Source organism: Actinomycetospora chibensis (genome assembly GCF_028737215.1).
In the GTDB taxonomy this organism is placed as follows: domain Bacteria; phylum Actinomycetota; class Actinomycetes; order Mycobacteriales; family Pseudonocardiaceae; genus Actinomycetospora; species Actinomycetospora chibensis.
In genome coordinates this window covers 36546-53966 of record NZ_JAQZAM010000012.1, presented here as the reverse complement: position 1 = coordinate 53966, position 17421 = coordinate 36546, and the positions used below count along the sequence as shown (strand labels likewise).

General features: G+C 73.3%; 12 protein-coding genes. 2 read left to right on the top strand and 10 right to left on the bottom strand.

Annotation, left to right across the window (positions count from 1 at the left end; all coding sequences use genetic code 11):
• Positions 1–6 precede the first annotated feature (6 nt).
• Positions 7–711: a beta-ketoacyl-ACP reductase gene (locus tag PH189_RS18925; protein ID WP_274190378.1), complete on the bottom strand. Its 705-nt coding sequence runs from the start codon at positions 709–711 to the stop codon at positions 7–9.
• Positions 712–888: 177 nt separating this feature from the next.
• Here PH189_RS18925 and PH189_RS18920 point away from each other — a divergent pair, with 177 nt between their 5' ends.
• A complete protein-coding gene (locus tag PH189_RS18920; RefSeq protein WP_274190377.1) occupies positions 889–2004 on the top strand; it encodes an alpha/beta hydrolase fold domain-containing protein in 1116 nt (371 codons plus the stop codon).
• Here PH189_RS18920 and PH189_RS18915 read toward each other — a convergent pair.
• The 4 genes from PH189_RS18915 to PH189_RS18900 form a co-directional block, all read right to left on the bottom strand.
• Complete coding sequence (locus tag PH189_RS18915; RefSeq protein WP_274190376.1) at positions 2001–2972, bottom strand: VWA domain-containing protein; 972 nt, start codon at positions 2970–2972, stop codon at positions 2001–2003. The two genes, PH189_RS18920 and PH189_RS18915, sit on opposite strands and share 4 nt — an antisense overlap.
• A 2-nt stretch (positions 2973–2974) precedes the next feature.
• Positions 2975–3940, bottom strand: a complete 966-nt coding sequence (locus PH189_RS18910) for a DUF58 domain-containing protein (RefSeq protein ID WP_274190552.1) — start codon at positions 3938–3940, stop codon at positions 2975–2977.
• Between the two features lie 160 nt (positions 3941–4100).
• Complete coding sequence (locus PH189_RS18905; RefSeq protein WP_274190375.1) at positions 4101–5156, bottom strand: AAA family ATPase; 1056 nt, start codon at positions 5154–5156, stop codon at positions 4101–4103.
• Between the two features lie 152 nt (positions 5157–5308).
• Positions 5309–6706: an NlpC/P60 family protein gene (locus PH189_RS18900; protein ID WP_274190374.1), complete on the bottom strand. Its 1398-nt coding sequence runs from the start codon at positions 6704–6706 to the stop codon at positions 5309–5311.
• Positions 6707–7094: 388 nt separating this feature from the next.
• Between PH189_RS18900 and PH189_RS18895 the strand changes: the two genes are divergently transcribed.
• The gene (locus tag PH189_RS18895) at positions 7095–9935 is read left to right on the top strand and encodes an aconitate hydratase (protein ID WP_274190373.1); all 2841 of its coding nucleotides are present in this window, start codon (positions 7095–7097) and stop codon (positions 9933–9935) included.
• A gap of 85 nt (positions 9936–10020) precedes the next feature.
• Here PH189_RS18895 and PH189_RS18890 read toward each other — a convergent pair whose 3' ends face one another.
• The 5 genes from PH189_RS18890 to PH189_RS18870 all read right to left on the bottom strand — a co-directional run bounded on the left by PH189_RS18890 (position 10021) and on the right by PH189_RS18870 (position 17421).
• Positions 10021–11829 carry a choline/carnitine O-acyltransferase gene (locus tag PH189_RS18890; protein ID WP_274190372.1) on the bottom strand — a complete coding sequence of 603 codons (1809 nt, stop codon included), beginning with the start codon at positions 11827–11829 and terminating at the stop codon, positions 10021–10023.
• Positions 11830–11856: 27 nt separating this feature from the next.
• Complete coding sequence (locus tag PH189_RS18885) at positions 11857–12717, bottom strand: HalD/BesD family halogenase (protein WP_274190371.1); 861 nt, start codon at positions 12715–12717, stop codon at positions 11857–11859.
• Between the two features lie 89 nt (positions 12718–12806).
• Positions 12807–14378, bottom strand: a complete 1572-nt coding sequence (locus PH189_RS18880) for a GMC family oxidoreductase (RefSeq protein ID WP_274190370.1) — start codon at positions 14376–14378, stop codon at positions 12807–12809.
• On the bottom strand, positions 14378–15934 hold the full coding sequence (locus tag PH189_RS18875) for an APC family permease (protein WP_274190369.1): 1557 nt from the start codon (positions 15932–15934) through the stop codon (positions 14378–14380). The genes PH189_RS18880 and PH189_RS18875 overlap by 1 nt, the downstream gene beginning before the upstream one ends.
• Entirely contained in the window at positions 15931–17421 is a 1491-nt protein-coding gene (locus tag PH189_RS18870) for an aldehyde dehydrogenase family protein (protein ID WP_274190368.1), read from the bottom strand. Before PH189_RS18870 ends, PH189_RS18875 begins: the two co-directional genes overlap by 4 nt.

Sequence of the window (17421 nt, the reverse complement as noted above, 5' to 3'; positions counted from 1 at the left end):
GGGTGTCTAGTGGCCCATGCCGATGCCGCCGTCGACCGGCAGCACCGCGCCGGTGATGTAGGCGGCGTCGTCGGAGGCGAGGAAGGCGACGGCCTTGGCGATGTCCTCCGGGGCGGCCGTGCGCCCCAGCGGGATCGAGGCGAGGATCTCCTCGCGGCGCTTGTCGGTGAGCTCCGCCGTCATGTCGGTGTCGACGTAGCCGGGGGCGACGACGTTGGCGGTGATGCCACGGCCCCCGAGCTCGCGGGCCGTCGAGCGGGCGAGGCCGACGAGGCCGGCCTTCGAGGCGGCGTAGTTCGCCTGCCCGGGCGCGCCGGTGAGCCCGACGACGCTGGAGAGGTAGATCAGCCGGCCGAACCGGGCCTTGACCATCCCCCGGATCGCGCGCTGGGTGACTCGCCAGGCCCCGGTGAGGTTGGCGTCGAGGACGTCGGTGAACGCGTCCTCGGGCATGCGCATGAGCAGCCCGTCGCGGGTGATGCCGGCGTTGGCGACGACCACCTCGACCGGCCCGTGCTCGGACTCGACCTGCGAGAAGGCGGCGTCGACGGAGGCGGAGTCGGTGACGTCGGCCGTGACCCCGTGCAGGCCCTCCGGGGGTTCGCCCGAGCGGTGGGTGACCACCACCGTGTGGCCCCGCTCGGCGAGCTCCCGCGCGGTGGCGAGCCCGATCCCGCGGTTGCCTCCCGTCACCAGCACGACGCGGCTCACGCGACTCCTCTCGTTCGGGTCCAGCGGCGGCGGAAGGGTAGCCGCTTTGGCTCCGCCTCGTGAGTCCTTGCCCGTGCCGGGGCACGGGCAACCACTCACGGCCGTTCAGCGCCTTGCGCCGTGTGGCGTGGCTCATAGGGTCGATCACCGGAGCCGACCCCGCCGCCCGGAGGACCGATGACCGCGACCGACGTCCCACCGACCCTCCCGGGCCGCCTCGGTGACCCCACCCTCGACCTGCGCACCGATCCGCGGGCGAAGCCGGATCTCGTCGCCGCCCTGGCGGCCTTCGGGCTCGACGGGCCGGCGGCCGCGCCCCCGGTCACCCGCGCCGACGGTCCGGCAGCGGTGAGCGAGGCCGTCGGCGGGCTGCACGACGGGTTCAGCGCCGTCTACGCCGCGGTCCCGCTGGACCTGCCCGACGACGCCCCGGAGGACGCCGTCGAGGTCACCGAGACGTCCGTGGTCTCCCCCGACGGGCACCTCGTGCCTCTGCGCATCTACCGCCCCGCGGGCGTGGACGGCCCGCTGCCGGGCGTCGTCTACATCCACGGCGGCGGGATGACGATCCTGGACGCCGACACCCGGGTCCACGACCGCTGGTGCCGCGACCTCGCCCTGACCGGCGTCGTCGCCGTGCGGGTCGCGTTCCGCAACGCGTGGACCGAGCTGGGACCGCACCCCTTCCCCGCGGGCCTCGACGACTGCGCCGCCGCCGTGCGCTGGCTCGACGACCAGCGCGGCGAGCTGGGCCTGACCCGGATCGTGCTCCAGGGCGAGTCGGGCGGCGCCAACCTCGTGCTCGCCACCACGCTGCGCGCCAAGCGCAGCGGCGACCTCGACGCCATCGACGGCGTGCACGTGTCGGTGCCCTACATCAGCGGCGGCTACGCGTGGGACGACGCCCGCAAGCTCCTCAAGCTCCCGTCGATGATCGAGAACGACGGGTACTTCATCAACTGCGCCCTCATGGACCTGCTCGTCGCCGCCTACGACCCCCACGCCCGGCACACCGAGGACCCGCTGGCCTGGCCGTACTTCGCGACGCCCGACGACCTCGTGGGGCTGCCGCCGCACATGATCACGGTGAACGAGCTCGACCCCCTGCGCGACGAGGGCCTGGCCTACTACCGCAAGCTCCTGGCCGCGGGCGTCCCGGTCGCCGGGCGGACGAACCTCGGGCTCACCCACGGCGCCGAGCTGATCTTCCGGCAGGCGCTGCCCGCCGAGCGCCGTGCGGCCGTCGCCGACATCAAGGCCTTCGTGGACGGGCTGCACGTCGAGCACATCTAGGGCAGACGCTGTCCCGTCACGATGGCGGTGACGACGCCGAGGAGCACGAGGATCGTGGCGGCGAGGAACCAGCGCCCCGAGAGGTCGACGGTGCGCTCCTCGTAGCCGACCTGCTCGGCGAGGTTGGCGTAGGTCTCGCGCAGGTCGAGCTCGGTGGACGCGCGGCGGAAGTCGCCGCCGGAGAGCTGGGCGATCTCGCGCATCTGGTCGTCGGCCACGGCGACGGACACGGGGCGGCCGTCGATCTCGATCTCGCCGTACTCGGTGCCGAAGGAGATGGCCGAGATCGGGACGCCCGCCGCGCGCGCCTCGGCGGACGCGGGGAAGGCGCCGCGGTCGTCGGCCGGGTCGGTGGTCGGGGTGGTCTGCTTGCCGTCCGAGAGCAGGATGATCCGGGCGGGCGGTGGGCCCTCCGGGCCGCGGATCTGGGAGCCGAACGCCCGGATCGCCGCGAGGCTCGCGCGGATCGCGTCGCCGGTGCCCGTGGACTCCGCGAGCTGCAGCGACCCGATCGCATTCTTGATCGCCTGGCGGTCGGTGGTGGGCGTGACCAGCGTGCTCGGGGTCGCGGCGAACGACGACAGCCCGAGGTTGATGCCGGCGGGCAGCTGGTCGGCGAAGGCGGAGGCGGCGGTCTGGGCCACCTGCAGGCGGGAGGGCTCGACGTCGGTGGCGCGCATCGAGAGCGACACGTCGATCGTGAGCATCACCGTCGCGCGGTTGCGCGGGACCTGCGCGGTGCCCTGCGGCCCGGCCAGCGCGATCGTCATGAGCACCAGCGCGACCAGCAGCAACGCCATCGGCACGTGCCGCCACCAGCCGGGCCCCTTGGGGGCGACGCGCTCGAGCAGCGCCAGGTTGGTGAAGCGCATCGTGTAGCGCTGGCGTCGACGGTTGATCCACCAGTAGCCGACCGCCAGGGCGGCGACGACGACCAGCAGCAGGAACCACCAGGGGTGTGCGAACACGGTCACCGCCCCCCGGGCGCCGCGGTCGGCACGCGGCCGGTCGTCGCCCCGCCCGACCAGCCGCGCTTGCGGGCGACGGCGAAGCGCACGACGTCGGCGATCCAGTCGCGGTCGGTGCGCAGCACGAGGTGCCCGGCGCCCGCCGCGCGCAGGGAGTCGGCGACCCGGCCGCGGTGGGCCGCGGCCTCGGCGGCGAAGCGCCGGCGCAGGGTCGGCGTCGTCGTCACCTCGCGACGGCGCCCCGACTCCGGGTCGGCGAGCACGACGGTGCCGACGTCGGGCAGCTCCTCGTCGCGGGGGTCGACGACCTCGACGGCGAGCAGGTCGTGGCGGGCGCGCAGGGCCCGCAGCGCGCGCTCCCAGTCGACGTCGCCGAGGAAGTCCGACACCACGACGACCAGGCCGCGACGGCGGGGCGGGCGGCGAAGCGCCTCGAGGGCGGCGGGCAGGTCTCCGCGCGTGCCCTCGGGGGCGGGCGGGGTCGCCGCGATCCGACGCAGCAGCTCGCGGGCCGCGGTCTCGCCGCCGCGCGCGGGCAGGCGCACCGTGCGCTCGCCCGTCGCGACGACGGCGCCGATGCGGTTGCCGCCGCCGCGGGTCAGGTGGGTGACCGCCGCGCAGGCGGCGATCGCCAGGTCGCGCTTCTCGCAGGCGGCGGTGCCGAAGTCGAGGCTCGGCGAGAGGTCGACGACGAGCTGGGTCTCCAGCTCGCGGTCGGCGATCGTCTCGCGGATGTGGGGCTCGGTGGTGCGGGCGGTGACCGACCAGTCCATGCGCCGCACGTCGTCGCCGGGCTGGTAGGGCCGCGGCTCCCCCGGCTCGGTGCCCGGCCCGGGCACGAGGCCGAGGTGGTTGCCCTGCAGCAGGCCGTCGAGACGCCGGCGCACCGAGAGCTCCAGGGTGCGCAGCGACGCCGAGAGCCGGGCCTGCGTGCGCTCCCCCGCGACCTCGTCGGGCCCGCTCGGCACCGGCGAGGTGGGGGGCGGTGCCCAGCTCGGCCGGGGGCCACCGGCCGGGCTCGTCGCCGGCGGCGCGCCCTCGGGCCGCGGACCGGGCTCGGGGACCCGCGCCGCCGGGGTGTCCGGGGAGACGGGCTCGCTCACGCGGTCACCCGCTCGTCCGGCGCCGTCACCGTCCCGCCGCCGGGACGGGCGTCGGGCCCATGCCCACCGGGCGGGCCGACACCTGCGGGAGCGGGACGGTCTGGAGCACGCGGGTGACGACGTGGTCGACGGGGACGCCGTCGGCCAGCGCGTCGTAGGAGAGCACGAGGCGGTGGCGCAGTACGTCGGGCGCGATGTCGACCACGTCCTGGGGCAGCACGTAGTCGCGCCCGCGCACCAGGGCCAGCGCGCGGGCACCGGCGATGATGCCGAGCGACGCGCGCGGCGAGGCGCCGTAGGCGACCCAGCCGCCGACGTCGGCCATCCCGTGCTCGGCCGGCGAGCGCGTCGCCACCACGAGGCGCACGACGTAGTCGACGAGCGCGTGGTGCACGAACACCTGCGCCGCGACGTCCTGCAGCCTGCGGAGCTCGGCGGGGTCCAGCACGCGGTGCGGCGACGGCGGGCTCACGCCCATCCGGTAGACGATCTCCCGCTCCTCGTCCGCCGTCGGGTACTCGACGAGGATCTTGAACAGGAAGCGGTCGCGCTGCGCCTCGGGCAGCGGGTAGACGCCCTCGTTCTCGATCGGGTTCTGCGTCGCGAGCACCAGGAACGGGTCGGGCATCGGGTGGGTCTCGCCGCCGATGGAGACGTGGCGCTCGGCCATCACCTCGAGCATCGCCGACTGCACCTTCGCGGGCGCACGGTTGATCTCGTCGGCGAGCACGAAGTTCGACACCACGGGGCCGAGCTCGACGTCGAACTGCTCGCGGCCCTGACGGTAGATGCGCGTGCCGAGGATGTCGGCGGGCACCAGGTCGGGCGTGAACTGGATGCGCGCGAAGGAGCCGCCGACCACGCGGGCGAACGTCTCCACCGCGAGGGTCTTGGCCACGCCGGGCACACCCTCGAGGAGCAGGTGGCCCTTGGCCAGCAGTCCCACGAGCATCCGCTCGACGAGACGGTCCTGGCCGACGATCACCCGCTTGACCTCGAGCACCGTGCGCTCGAGCTGCTCGGCGTCGTGCGCCGGCGTCGCGGTGGTGCCCGCCGCCCCCGCGTCCGTGGGCTCGCTCATCGGCGTCCCTCCCCGACTCCCCGCACCCGGCGTCGTCCCCCTCGGTTGCTCGCTCTCCCACGGTCCTCGCCGGACGTGGGTATCCGGAGCGGCACGCTACCTGCCGGTCACCAGGCAACTCGCCGGCCGGTGTGGGCGTCGTGAACCTCCCGCTACACCAGCCTGGTGACCGTCGGGACGATCTCCTCGTCGAAGCGCACCGGCGCGATCCGCACCTTCTTGCCCGACTCGGGCGCCTCCACCATCTGGTCCCCACCGAGGTAGAGCGCCACGTGGTGCACGGCGCCCGCGCCGTCGTCGTCGGCCCAGAACAGCATGTCGCCCGGCCTGCGGTCCTCCAGCGGCACCCGCTGCCCGGACTCGGCCTGGTAGCCGCTGTAGTGCGCGAGCTCCTTCCCGGCCCCGGCGAAGGCGTAGATCATCAGCCCGGAGCAGTCGAAGCCGGTCTTGTCGAAGTCCCCGAAGCTGTCGGCGACGCCGCCGTCGCGGATGCCCTGCGTCGGCCCCTGCGCGTCGCCGCCGCCCCAGGCGTAGACGACGCCGAGCTGCGAGAGCGCCCGTTCGAGCACGACCTTCACCTCGTCGCTCACCCCGGTGGTGTCGACGCCCGCCTCGGCGAGCGCGTCCTCGCCCCCGGCGACACCCCCGGCGACGCGGCCTGCGCGGGCGGTGAGCCCGGCGGTCGCGGCGGCGCGCAGCCGGGCGTCGCGGGCGGTGTCCCGCGCGGTCGCGGCCTCGTCGAACGCCTCGGCGCGGTCGCGCTGGGCGGCGAGGTCCGGGTCGGCCTCCTCCAGCTCGCGCAGCCGGGACTCGGCGGCGTCGCGCTCGCCGGTCAGCTCGCGGAGCCGGGCCTGCTGGGTCTCGGTGTCCGTGCGGACGCGGGTGACCTCGCCGTCGGCGACGGTGCGCGCCTGCGCGGCGCGCGCGGCGGCCTCGTCGGCCTCGATGCGGGCGGCGCGGGCGCGGGAGTCGGCGTTGGCGGCCTCGATCCGGGCGTGCTCGGCGCCGTCGAGGGCCGCGCGCTGGTCGGCGGTGACGACGTCGCGCAGGTGGGCGCGCGCCGCGACGTCCTGGGGACCGGTGGAGCCCGAGAGCACCGAGAGCGGCCCGAGCACGTCGGCCTGCTGGAACCAGGCGGTGATCCACGCGTCGGCGTCGGCGCGGGCCCGCTCGGCGGCGGCGGCCGCGGCGTCGGCCCCGCGACGGCTCTCCTCGGCGGCGAGCCGCGCGCCGTCGGCGCGGGCGCGGGCGGCGATGTCGTCGGCCAGGGCCCGGTTCGCGAGCTCCTGGCGCTGCCCGAGGTCGGCGGTCAGCGCGTCGAGCGCGGTCCTCGCCGCGGCGATCCGGGCGACGAGAGAGCCGGCCTCGCCGGCCGGGTCGTCGGGGGGCGGGGTCCCCGGAGCGGATGTCGCGGACGGCGGCGGCGTCGTCGCGGGGGGTGCGCCCGGCCCGGCGTGGGCGGCCGGGGCGAGCGCCGGGACGAGGACACCGATCACCACGGCGACGAGGAGCACCCGACGGGCACAGCGGCGGGTGCGGGGGGCGTGCACGCCGTCCTCCTCCGCCGGTCGTCGGTCTCGGGCTCGTCGGGCTCAGGCGGGGTGGAGCGTGGCCGTCACACGCCGCGTCACCGGCGCGACACGCAGAGGTGTGGCACGAATCGCCCGCCCGGGTGGGTCTCCGGGCCGGTCGGAGGTGCGCGGCGGTCCTCCGTCCGGGGTACTCCGAAGTAGGCTGGTGAGGGCGGGAGTGCGGCACCCCCGCGGGTGCGCGAGACTCCCGACGAGACCCCCGTGTCGGGCGTCGTCACCGCGCCGGCCGGCACGAGCCGCGCCGTCGGGCCACCACCGAGGGCGACGCGGCAGACACCGAAACGACCCCGCGGTCGCGGCCGATCGCCACTCGCCGTCACCGTGAGGACCAAGGAGGAACGTGTCCGTGAGCTCGCCAGACCAGTCCGACGGAGCGACGGGGAGCGCCGACTCGTTCGGCGCACGGGGGACCCTCGAGGTCGGCGGCCAGTCCTACGAGATCTTCCGCCTGTCCGCGGTCGAGGGCTCGCAGCGCCTGCCGTTCAGCCTCAAGGTGCTGCTCGAGAACCTCCTGCGTACGGAGGACGGCCTCGTCACCACCGAGGCCAGCATCCGCGCGCTGGCGGACTGGGACCCGACGGCCGAGCCCGACACCGAGATCCAGTACGTCCCCGGCCGCGTCGTGATGCAGGACTTCACCGGCGTCCCGTGCATCGTCGACCTCGCCACCATGCGCGAGGCCGTCACCGAGCTCGGCGGTGACGCCTCGAGCGTCAACCCGCTCGCCCCCGCCGAGCTGGTGATCGACCACTCCGTGGTCGCCGACCTCTTCGGCACGCCCGACGCGTTCGAGCGCAACGTGGAGCTGGAGTACCAGCGCAACGAGGAGCGCTACAAGTTCCTGCGCTGGGGTCAGACCGCGTTCAACGAGTTCAAGGTCGTCCCGCCCGGCACCGGCATCGTGCACCAGGTCAACATCGAGCACCTGGCGCGCGTGGTCATGACCCGCAACGGTCAGGCCTACCCCGACACCCTCGTCGGCACCGACTCGCACACCACGATGGTCAACGGTCTCGGCGTGCTGGGCTGGGGCGTCGGCGGCATCGAGGCCGAGGCGGCCATGCTCGGCCAGCCCGTCTCGATGCTCATCCCCAAGGTCGTCGGCTTCCAGCTCTCCGGCGAGCTGCCCCCGGGCGCCACCGCCACCGACCTGGTCCTGACGATCACCGAGATGCTGCGCGAGCACGGCGTCGTCGGGAAGTTCGTCGAGTTCTACGGCGAGGGCGTCGGCGCCGTGCCGCTGGCCAACCGCGCCACGATCGGCAACATGAGCCCGGAGTTCGGCTCCACGTGCGCGATCTTCCCGATCGACGACGAGACCCTCGAGTACCTGCGCTTCACCGGCCGCGACGACGAGCAGGTCGCCCTCGTCGAGGCCTACTGCAAGGAGCAGGGCCTCTGGCACGACCCGAACCACGAGCCGGACTACTCCGAGACGCTGTCGCTGGACCTCTCGACGATCGTGCCGTCGATCGCCGGCCCGAAGCGCCCGCAGGACCGCATCGCGCTCGACGCGGCCAAGGAGTCGTTCCGGGCCGCGCTGCCGGACTACGTCGACGACGACGGGGCGGCGCGCAGCCAGTCCGAGGAGTCCGACAGCGAGTCGTTCCCGGCCTCCGACCCGCCCGCCGAGCACCCCAACGGCGACGCCGACCGCCCGCGGGTCCACCGCCAGCCGGTCGACCCCGACGGCCGGGCGTCCCACCCGGTGCCGGTGACCATGGCCGACGGCACCCAGCTCGAGCTCGACCACGGCGCCGTCACGATCGCCGCGATCACCTCGTGCACCAACACCTCGAACCCCTCGGTGATGATCGGCGCGGCGCTGCTCGCGCGGAACGCCGTCGAGAAGGGACTCGAGCGCCGCCCCTGGGTCAAGACGTCGCTGGCCCCCGGGTCGAAGGTCGTCATGGACTACTACGAGCGCTCCGGGCTGCTGCCCTACCTGGAGAAGCTCGGGTTCAACCTCGTCGGCTACGGCTGCACCACCTGCATCGGCAACTCCGGGCCGCTGCCCGAGGAGATCTCGCAGGCGGTCAACGACGGCGACCTCGCGGTCACCGCGGTGCTCTCGGGCAACCGCAACTTCGAGGGCCGCATCAACCCCGACGTGAAGATGAACTACCTGGCCAGCCCGCCGCTGGTCGTGGCCTACGCGCTCGCCGGGACGATGGATCTCGACCTGTCCACCGAGCCGCTCGGCCACGATTCCGACGGCAACCCGGTGACGCTCGAGGACATCTGGCCCTCGCCGCAGGAGATCCAGGAGACGATCTCCTCGGCCCTGTCCCCCGAGCAGTTCACCGAGGGCTACGCCGACGTCTTCGCCGGCGACGAGCGCTGGACGTCGCTCGACACCCCCGAGGGTGAGACGTTCACCTGGGACCCGGACTCGACCTACGTGCGCAAGCCCCCGTACTTCGAGGGCATGGACCGTGAGCCGAGCGAGGTCACCGACCTCGACGGCGCCCGCGTGCTGCTCAAGCTGGGCGACTCGGTCACCACCGACCACATCTCCCCCGCGGGTGCCATCAAGGAGGACTCGCCGGCCGGCCGGTACCTCAAGGAGAACGGGATCGAGCGCAAGGACTTCAACTCCTACGGCTCCCGTCGCGGCAACCACGAGGTGATGATCCGCGGCACCTTCGCCAACATCCGGCTGCGCAACGAGCTGCGCGACGGCAACGGCAAGGAGCTCCCGCAGGGCGGCTGGACCGTCGACTTCACCCGCGGCGGCGAGCAGACGGCGGTGTACGACGCGGCGCAGAACTACGCCGCCGAGGGCACCCCGCTGGTCGTGCTCGCGGGCAAGGAGTACGGCTCGGGCTCGTCGCGCGACTGGGCGGCCAAGGGCACGACGCTGCTCGGCGTGCGCGCCGTCATCGCCGAGTCCTACGAGCGCATCCACCGCTCCAACCTCGTCGGGATGGGCGTCCTGCCGCTGCAGTACCCCGAGGGTCAGGACGCCGACTCGCTGGGCCTCACGGGCACCGAGACCTTCGCGATCTCGGGCGTCACGGCGCTCAACGACGGCGAGGTGCCCGACACCGTCCACGTCACCGCGACCCCGGAGTCCGGCGACGCGATCGAGTTCGACGCGCGCCTGCGCATCGACACCCCGGGTGAGGCGGCGTACTACCGCAACGGCGGCATCCTGCCGTACGTGCTGCGCAAGATGCTGGGCTGAGGCGGGCCCTGAAGTACTGCGCGAAGGGCACCGTCGGCCGACTAGAGCGGCTGACGGTGCCCTTCGCGCATTTCCGGGTGCTCGCTCACCGGTCCTCGAGCAGGGCGGTGATCTCGTCGAGGGCCCGGCGCAGCTCGGTCGCGAAGCGTTCCATCTGCTCGCCCACGGCGGCCGGGGTGCTCAGGTGCACGATGAGCCGGGACGGCAGCAGGACGTAGGCGACGCCGATGCACTGCGTGCTCGTCGACCCGAACCCGAAGACGCGCACGTTCTCCGACGGCGCGGAGCTGGTGGACATGAAGTCGTCCCGCATGATGCGCCAGCCCGGTGAGTCGACGACGGCGAGCGGTTCGGTCGCCCCGAGCTCGGCGCCGCGCCGTTGCTGGATCAGCGAGAGCTCCCAGAGGTGCTGCTCGGGAGCATGGCCCGCCGCGCACGCCTGCGCGCGCCGGACGTGGGCGCTCGCGGCCGCGTCGAACGCCGTGCGGCGGGCGTCGTCGTCAGCCCCCGGATCGTCGGTGCCCGGGTCGTCCATCGCCGCCGTGAACGCGAGGACCTCGGGGGTGACGACGCGCATGGCCTCGGTGCGCCCGTGGTGGAAGCCCAGCGTGGCGATCGACTCGTAGGTGGCGCCCACGAAGCCCTTCGATCGGACGTGGGCGAGCTGGTAGGCCATCTGCACGAGGGCATCGGGCGAGACGCCGAGCTTCTTGGCGCGGTCGCTGCCGACGTCGTCGAAGACCACCAGCCGCGTCGCGACGGACGCCGCGAACTCCGCGAAGTCCTCACCCGCCGCCCGGATGTCGGCGGCTCGTTCCTCGGTGATCGCGAACGGCAGGGGCGTGGCGTCGGGGACCCCCTGCGACCGGGCCCCGAGGGCCTCGGCGTGCTCCGCGGTGGAGGCGTCGAGCATGCCGTCGACCAGCGCGAGCACCGTCGTCCCGTCGAGGCGGCAGTGCTCGGTGTTGATCCCCGCCGTGCCGTCCGGGAACACCACGAACGTCACGGCCTTGTCGAACCACCGGTTCGCGCTGTCGCCGTGCAGCAGCTGGGCGCCGGTGGCCCGGTCGTCGCCGCGCGCGTCGTCCTCCAGGCTCACGCAGAACAAGGCGGTCTCGAGGTCGTCCAGGGCGGCCTCGTTGCCCTCCGCGAGCAGCGCCCGCCGGCTGGCGGCCCAGTCGGCCCGGGCCTTCGTCGTCAGGCGGCCCACGCCGGGCCCGCGGGTCTCGCCCACCCGCGCCCGGATCGCGCGCAGCCCGTCGGCGATCTCGGCGGCGGTGTGCGCGGTGCCGTCGGCCCCGAGCACGTCCATCCGGAACGCGTGGCCGCGCACGAACACCACGATGTGCCGCTCGCGCGACGGCCCGGGCCAGGCGTCGGTGTAGGGCGTGCGGGCGGTGTCCTGCCCGTCGCCGGGGATGCGGGTCGACGAGAACAGGTACTTGTGCTGCTCCATCGTCATCGGCGCGCCCTTGCGGGTGGCCGGCGGGAGCGTCTCGGTGTCGACCCGGTGCTTGTGGTCGAGCGCCCCGAGGACGAGCCCCGCGGCCCGCGCGGCCTGTTCCGACTCGGCGGGGTCGGCGCTGTCGGTGAAGAGGAAGAAGAAGTTGGCGTTGAGCGCGATCCGGTCGCGGCGCCCGAGGTAGCGCGACTCCCAGAAGTCGTCGAGCCAGGTGTGGGTCGTCGGCTCGGCGTCGAAGGCCTCGAGCGCGCGCTGGAGCACGGGACCGGGTCCGTCGGGACGCAGCAGCTGGTCGACCGCGGCGCGCGTCTGCGCCCGCTGCTCGTCGTCGAGCAGCGGGTCGCACCACTCGAGGAACTGCGCGGCGCTGTCGGCCAGGGCCGGCACCGGGACCCGGGGCAGGTCGTCCTCGGCGTCGAACGTCCCGGTCATGCTGGTCCTCTCTGCTGGCGGTCGGGGTCAGTCGAGCAGGGTGTCACCACGGACCGTCGCCGCCGCCAGGTGCTCCGGAGCGATGCGGCCGAACAGCTGGCGGGTCCGCGTCGGGGAGCCGACGACCCCGGGGCGGTCGCTGAAGGCGAGGATCGCCGCGTGCCGGGCCGCGTTGCCGTGCACGGTGCTCACGCGGTGCAGCGAGAAGCGGCCGCGGAAGAGCTGCAGGTCCCCGGGGCGCAGGTCGAGCCGGCGGACCGGCCCGCGGTCGCCGTCGAGCACCGCCCGCACCCCGGCGTGGTTCTCGTCCCCGGCGGCGCGGATGCCGGGGCAGTACTCGAACGCCCCGCCGCCCTCGGGCGCGCGGGTCAGCAGGCTGACCGCGATCTCGTTGGTGTCGAAGTGCCAGGGGTGGTCGCCGCCCGGCGTGACGACGTTGAGGGTCAGGCCCGCGTACGGGTCGGCCAGCGGGTGCACGGCAGGCACCTCGAAGCACGCGGCCAGGAGCCGGTGCAGGCCCGGGTGCGCGTAGAGGCGCTGGACGAGGTGCCCGGCGGGGATCCGGTCGCGAGCGACGAACGCGTTGCGCCGCTGCAGCACGACCCGCGCGGGGTGCTCGTCGGGCAGGTCGGCGTCGGGGTCGGTGTTGTAGACGTTCACCCGGGCGACGTCGGTGTGCGCGGCGCCCGCGACCTGGTCGCCCTGGGCCCGCAGCAGCTCCCGGCGCTCGGGGCGCACCACGTCGCGCAGCACCGTGGCGCCCTGCGCCCGCAGCTCGGCCCGGGCGCGCGCGACGACGTCGTGCCAGGCCGGGTCGTCGGGGTCGTCGAGGGGGTAGCGCCGGGTGTCGACGATCCCGTCGACGGTGTCGATCACGTCCGAACCCACGCCGGGAACCGTAACGACACCGCACCCGGATGTGGGCCGCCCGCGCCGCCGGGCCCGCCCTGTCCGTCAGGGCGGGCCCGCTCGGACACCTAGCGCGGGTTGGTGATGAAGTCGGCGCAGCGCTCGCCGATCATCATCGTGGTGATGCACGGGTTGACGGTGATCAGGTCCGGCATGACCGACCCGTCGGCGACGCGCAGGCCGTCGACGCCCTTCACCCGCAGCTGCGGGTCGACGGGGGCCATGGGGTCGGAATCCGCGCCCATCTTCACCGTGCAGGACGGGTGGTAGACGGTGTTGTGGGTGGTGCGGATGTACTCGAAGAGCTCCTCGTCGGACTCCGCCCCGGTGCCCGGGGCGAGCTCCTTGCCCACCCAGTCCTTCAACGCCGGCGCGGCCGCGATCTCCCGGGCCACCCGGATCCCGCGGATCATGACCTCGCGGTCGTGGTCGTGGCTGAAGTAGCGCGGGTCCACCTTGGGCTTGTCGTGGTAGTCGCGGGTCGACAGCCGCACCGTGCCCTTGGACTGCGCGCCGGTGACGTTCGGCGTGAGGCAGAACGTGTTGTCCGAGGTCGGATAGCCGTAGCGGACGATGTTCATGTCGAACGGCACCGAGCCGTAGTGGAACATCAGGTCCGGCGTGGTGCGGCCCTCGGAGCCCGCGAAGATCCCGATCTGCCACCACTGCGTCGACACCGTCGGCATCGTCTGCAGGGCCTCCCACTGCACGAGGCCCTCGGGGTGGTCCTGGAGGTTCTCCCCCACCCCCGGGGAGTCGACGACGACCTCGACGCCGACCTCGCGCAGGTGCTCGGCCGGTCCGATGCCCGAGAGCATCAGCAGCTTCGGCCCGTCGATGGCCCCCGCCGAGAGGATCACCTCGCGCCGCGCGGTCACGTCGATCGCGTGCCGGGTGTCCGGGGTGCGCAGACGGGCGCCGGTGGCCCGGGGACGCGGGCCGGACGTGTCGAGGTTCAGCTTCTCGGCCCGGTAGCCGGTCATCACGGTGAGGTTGGGGCGCCCGAGGTTCGGGTGGATGTAGGCCACCGACGCGGACGACCGCGAGCCGTCGGGCTTCGCGTTGACCTGGAACCAGTTCGCGCCCCGCAGCACCGTGCGCCCGGTGTTGAACGGGGTCGTCGGCAGCCCCACCTGCTCGCACGCCGCGAGCAGCGCCTCGCCGCACGGGTCGTGGTCCCCGACGGTGCGGATGGTCACCGGTCCGTCGGTGCCGCGGCCGGGGGGCTCGGCCTCCTCCGTCGTGTCCAGCGCGGTCTCGAGCTTGCGGTAGAAGGGGTAGCACTCCTCGGCGCTCCACCCCGTCGCCCCGCCCGCGGCCCAGTCGTCGAGGTTCTCCTTCGGCGCCCAGAAGGCGATCGCGGAGTTGTGCGACGAGCAGCCCCCGAGCACCTTCGCGCGGGCGTGGCGCATGTAGGAGTTGCCCGACTCCTGGGGCTCGATCGGGTAGTCCCAGTCGTAGCCGGACTCGAGCAGTTCCATCCAGCGGCTCAGGTCGAGGATCGCGTCGTCGCCGACGTCGGAGGGCCCGGCCTCGATGAGACAGACCGACACGTTCGGGTCCTCGGAGAGACGCGAGGCCACCGCGCAGCCGGCGGTGCCCCCGCCGACCACGACGTAGTCGTACTCGTTCTCGGCCATCACGCCTCCTGGACGGGGGTGTCGGTGGGGACGTCGGCGCGCGCGTGCTCGGCCACGACGCCGGTCTTGTGCCGCTGCACGGTCCAGTAGTACGCGAAGCCGGCGCCGAGGATGATCCCCGGCAGCAGCACCCCGCCCCACTGCAGGTACCAGTGGAACGGCTCGCTGGCGTTGTAGACCTCGTTGCGCGGCCAGGCGAGGTTGATCGTCATGAACCCGCCCCAGAGCACCGCCAGGATGTTGACCGGGATGCCCCACCGGCCCAGGGAGAAGGCGCCCTCGCGGGGCTCCCAGTCGCCGCGGAGGCGCTTGATCAGCAGCGGGACCGTCACCAACAGGTACGCGGTGTAGATCATGATGATCGCGATCGACGTGACCACCGTGTAGATCTGCGGGCTGAAGGTCACCAGGAGCAGGACGATCGCGAGCGCGCCGATCACGACCGAGGAGACGATCGGGGTGCCGAAGCGCGGGCTGATCGTGCACAGCTTCGAGCCGGCGGGCAGGTTGTTGTCCCGGCTCATCGCGAAGGCCAGGCGGATCGCCGCGGCGTGCACCGCGAGTGCGCAGACGATGACCGCGATGACGACCGCGACGAGGATGACCGAACCGCCGAGCGGGCCGAGCACGGCGAGGATGAGGTTCTGGAGACCGCCGAGGCTCGAGAAGGCCGGGTCGCTGAGGTCCGGCGCCGACATGAGCGCGAACAGCAGGATCAGCCCGCCGAGCAGGAACGAGAAGAACAGCGCACGGAGGATCGCCTTCGGGGCGTTCTTCCGGGGCTCGTGCGACTCCTCGGCCAGCGACGACGCCGTGTCGAACCCGTACATGACGTACAGCGAGGCGAACATGGCCACGAGGAAGGCCCCGGCGTAGCCGAGCGGTCGCCCACTGGTGTCGACGCCGCCGGTGTCGAACACGATCTGCGGGCCGCGCACGATGTTGATCGCGAGCAGGATGATCAGCAGCACGGCGGCGATCAGCTCGATGAACACGCCCGCGGAGTTGATGCGCGCCATCAGCTGGGTGCCGAAGGCGTTGATCGCGGTGGTGAAGAGGATGAGGACCGTGGCCAGGATGACGCCGTTGAGGGCCTGCGCCGTCGTGTCCTCGCCGGTCGGGTCGGGGATGAACTGGAACCCGCTCCACAGCTCCGGCAGCGTCGCCTGCAGGGCCAGGGCGACCGCGGCGATCGAGACGATCGAGGCCGTGAGCATCGTCCAGCCGGCCAGCCAGGCGGTGTGCGGGCTGGTCAGGCGCTTGGTCCAGTTGTAGATCGAGCCGGCCACCGGGAAGCGCGCGGCGAGCTCGCAGAAGCACAGCGCGACCATGAGCTGGCCGACGAAGACCAGCGGCCACGACCACCAGTACGCCGGTCCGCCGGACCCGAGGCCGAAGTAGAAGAGCTGGAACGTGCCGGTGAGGATCGAGATGTAGCTGATCCCGGCGGCGAACGTGTGGAAACTGCCGAGGGACCGCACGAGGCTCGGCTTGTAGCCGAACTCGTCGATGTCGGCGTTGTCGGTCCCCGTGGCGTCCTTGTTGTCCGTACTCACGAACCACTCCCTTGGCTGGAAGAGGGGAACCACCCGGTCGGACCCGGCCGGGTGTTGGTCCAGATGTGCTTGGCCTCCTGGTACTCGGCGAGGCCCTCGCGGCCGAGCTCCCGGCCGAAGCCCGAGTGCCCGAAGCCGCCCCACTCGGCCGCGGGCACGTAGGGACCGAAGTCGTTGATCCAGATCGTGCCGTGCCGCAGACGGGCGGCGACCTCCTCGCAGGTGCCGTGGTCGGACGAGAAGACCGCGCCCGCCAGGCCGTAGGAGGTGTCGTTGCCGATACGGACGGCGTCGTCGAGGTCGGTGAAGGTCTCGACGGTGAGCACCGGACCGAACGACTCGTCGTGCACCACGGACATGTCCTGGGTGCAGCGGTCGAGGATCGTCGGTGGGTAGAAGAAGCCGTTCTGCAGGTCCGGGTCGGTCGGGCGCTCGCCGCCACAGCGCAGCACCGCGCCCTCGGCGACCCCGGCCGCGACGTAGGCCTCGACCTTCTCCCGGTGCGCGGCGGAGATCAGCGGGCCGGTCTCGGTGCGGGGGTCGTCCGGTCCGCCCATGACGATGCGCTGTGCGCGCGCGACGAGGTCGTCGACGATCCGGTCGTGCGCCGACTCCTGGACGACGAGGCGCGCACCGGCGGAGCACACCTGACCGGAGTGCAGGAAGATCGCCGTCAGGGCGTTGTCCACCGCGGTCTCGTGATCGGCGTCGTCGAAGAGCACCAGGGGGTTCTTGCCGCCCAGCTCCAGCGCGACCTTCTTCACCGTGGCCGCCGCCGACTCCATGATCTTCCGCCCGGTCTGCAGACCGCCCGTGAAGCTCACGAGGTCCACGTCGGGGTGGCTCGACAGCGGTGCACCGGCCGACGCACCCGCCCCGAGGACGAGGTTCGCGACGCCGTCGGGCACGCCGGCCTCGGCGAGCAGCTCCATGAGGATGATCGCGGTGTGCGGCGTCAGCTCGCTGGGCTTGAGGACGAACGAGCACCCCGCCCCCAGCGCCGGCGCCACCTTCCACGCGGTCTGCAGCAGCGGGTAGTTCCACGGCGTGATCAGCCCGCAGACGCCGACGGGCTCGTGGACGACCTTGCTGCGCGCGGCGGGGATGCCGGTGTCGACCAGCCGCCCGTCGTCGGTCGCGGCGATGTGCCCGAACCACCGGAAGCAGTTCGTGATGTCGTCCATGTCGATCTCGGACTCGACCACCCGCTTGCCGGTGTCGTCGGTCTCGGCCCGCGCGAGTCGGGCCTTGTCGCGCTGCAGCAGGTCGGCCACCCGCAGCAGGAGTGCCCCGCGCTCCGGCGCCGGCACCGACGACCAGCGGCCGTCGTCGAAGGACCGCCGTGCCGCGGCGATCGCGAGCTCGGTGTCCTTCGGACCCGCCTCGTCGACCTCGGCCACCAGGGTCCCGTAGGCGGGAGACCGGATCTCCCGTCGTCCCCCGTCGACCGCCGACGCCCACGCTCCGTCGATGAACAGCTGGCCCAC

Coding starts and splice junctions, on each gene's coding strand:
- PH189_RS18920 (WP_274190377.1), top strand. CDS start 889: ATGACCGCGACCGACGTCCCACCGACCCTCCCGGGCCGCCTCGGTGAC.
- PH189_RS18905 (WP_274190375.1), bottom strand. CDS start 5,156: ATGAGCGAGCCCACGGACGCGGGGGCGGCGGGCACCACCGCGACGCCG.
- PH189_RS18890 (WP_274190372.1), bottom strand. CDS start 11,829: ATGACCGGGACGTTCGACGCCGAGGACGACCTGCCCCGGGTCCCGGTG.
- PH189_RS18880 (WP_274190370.1), bottom strand. CDS start 14,378: ATGGCCGAGAACGAGTACGACTACGTCGTGGTCGGCGGGGGCACCGCC.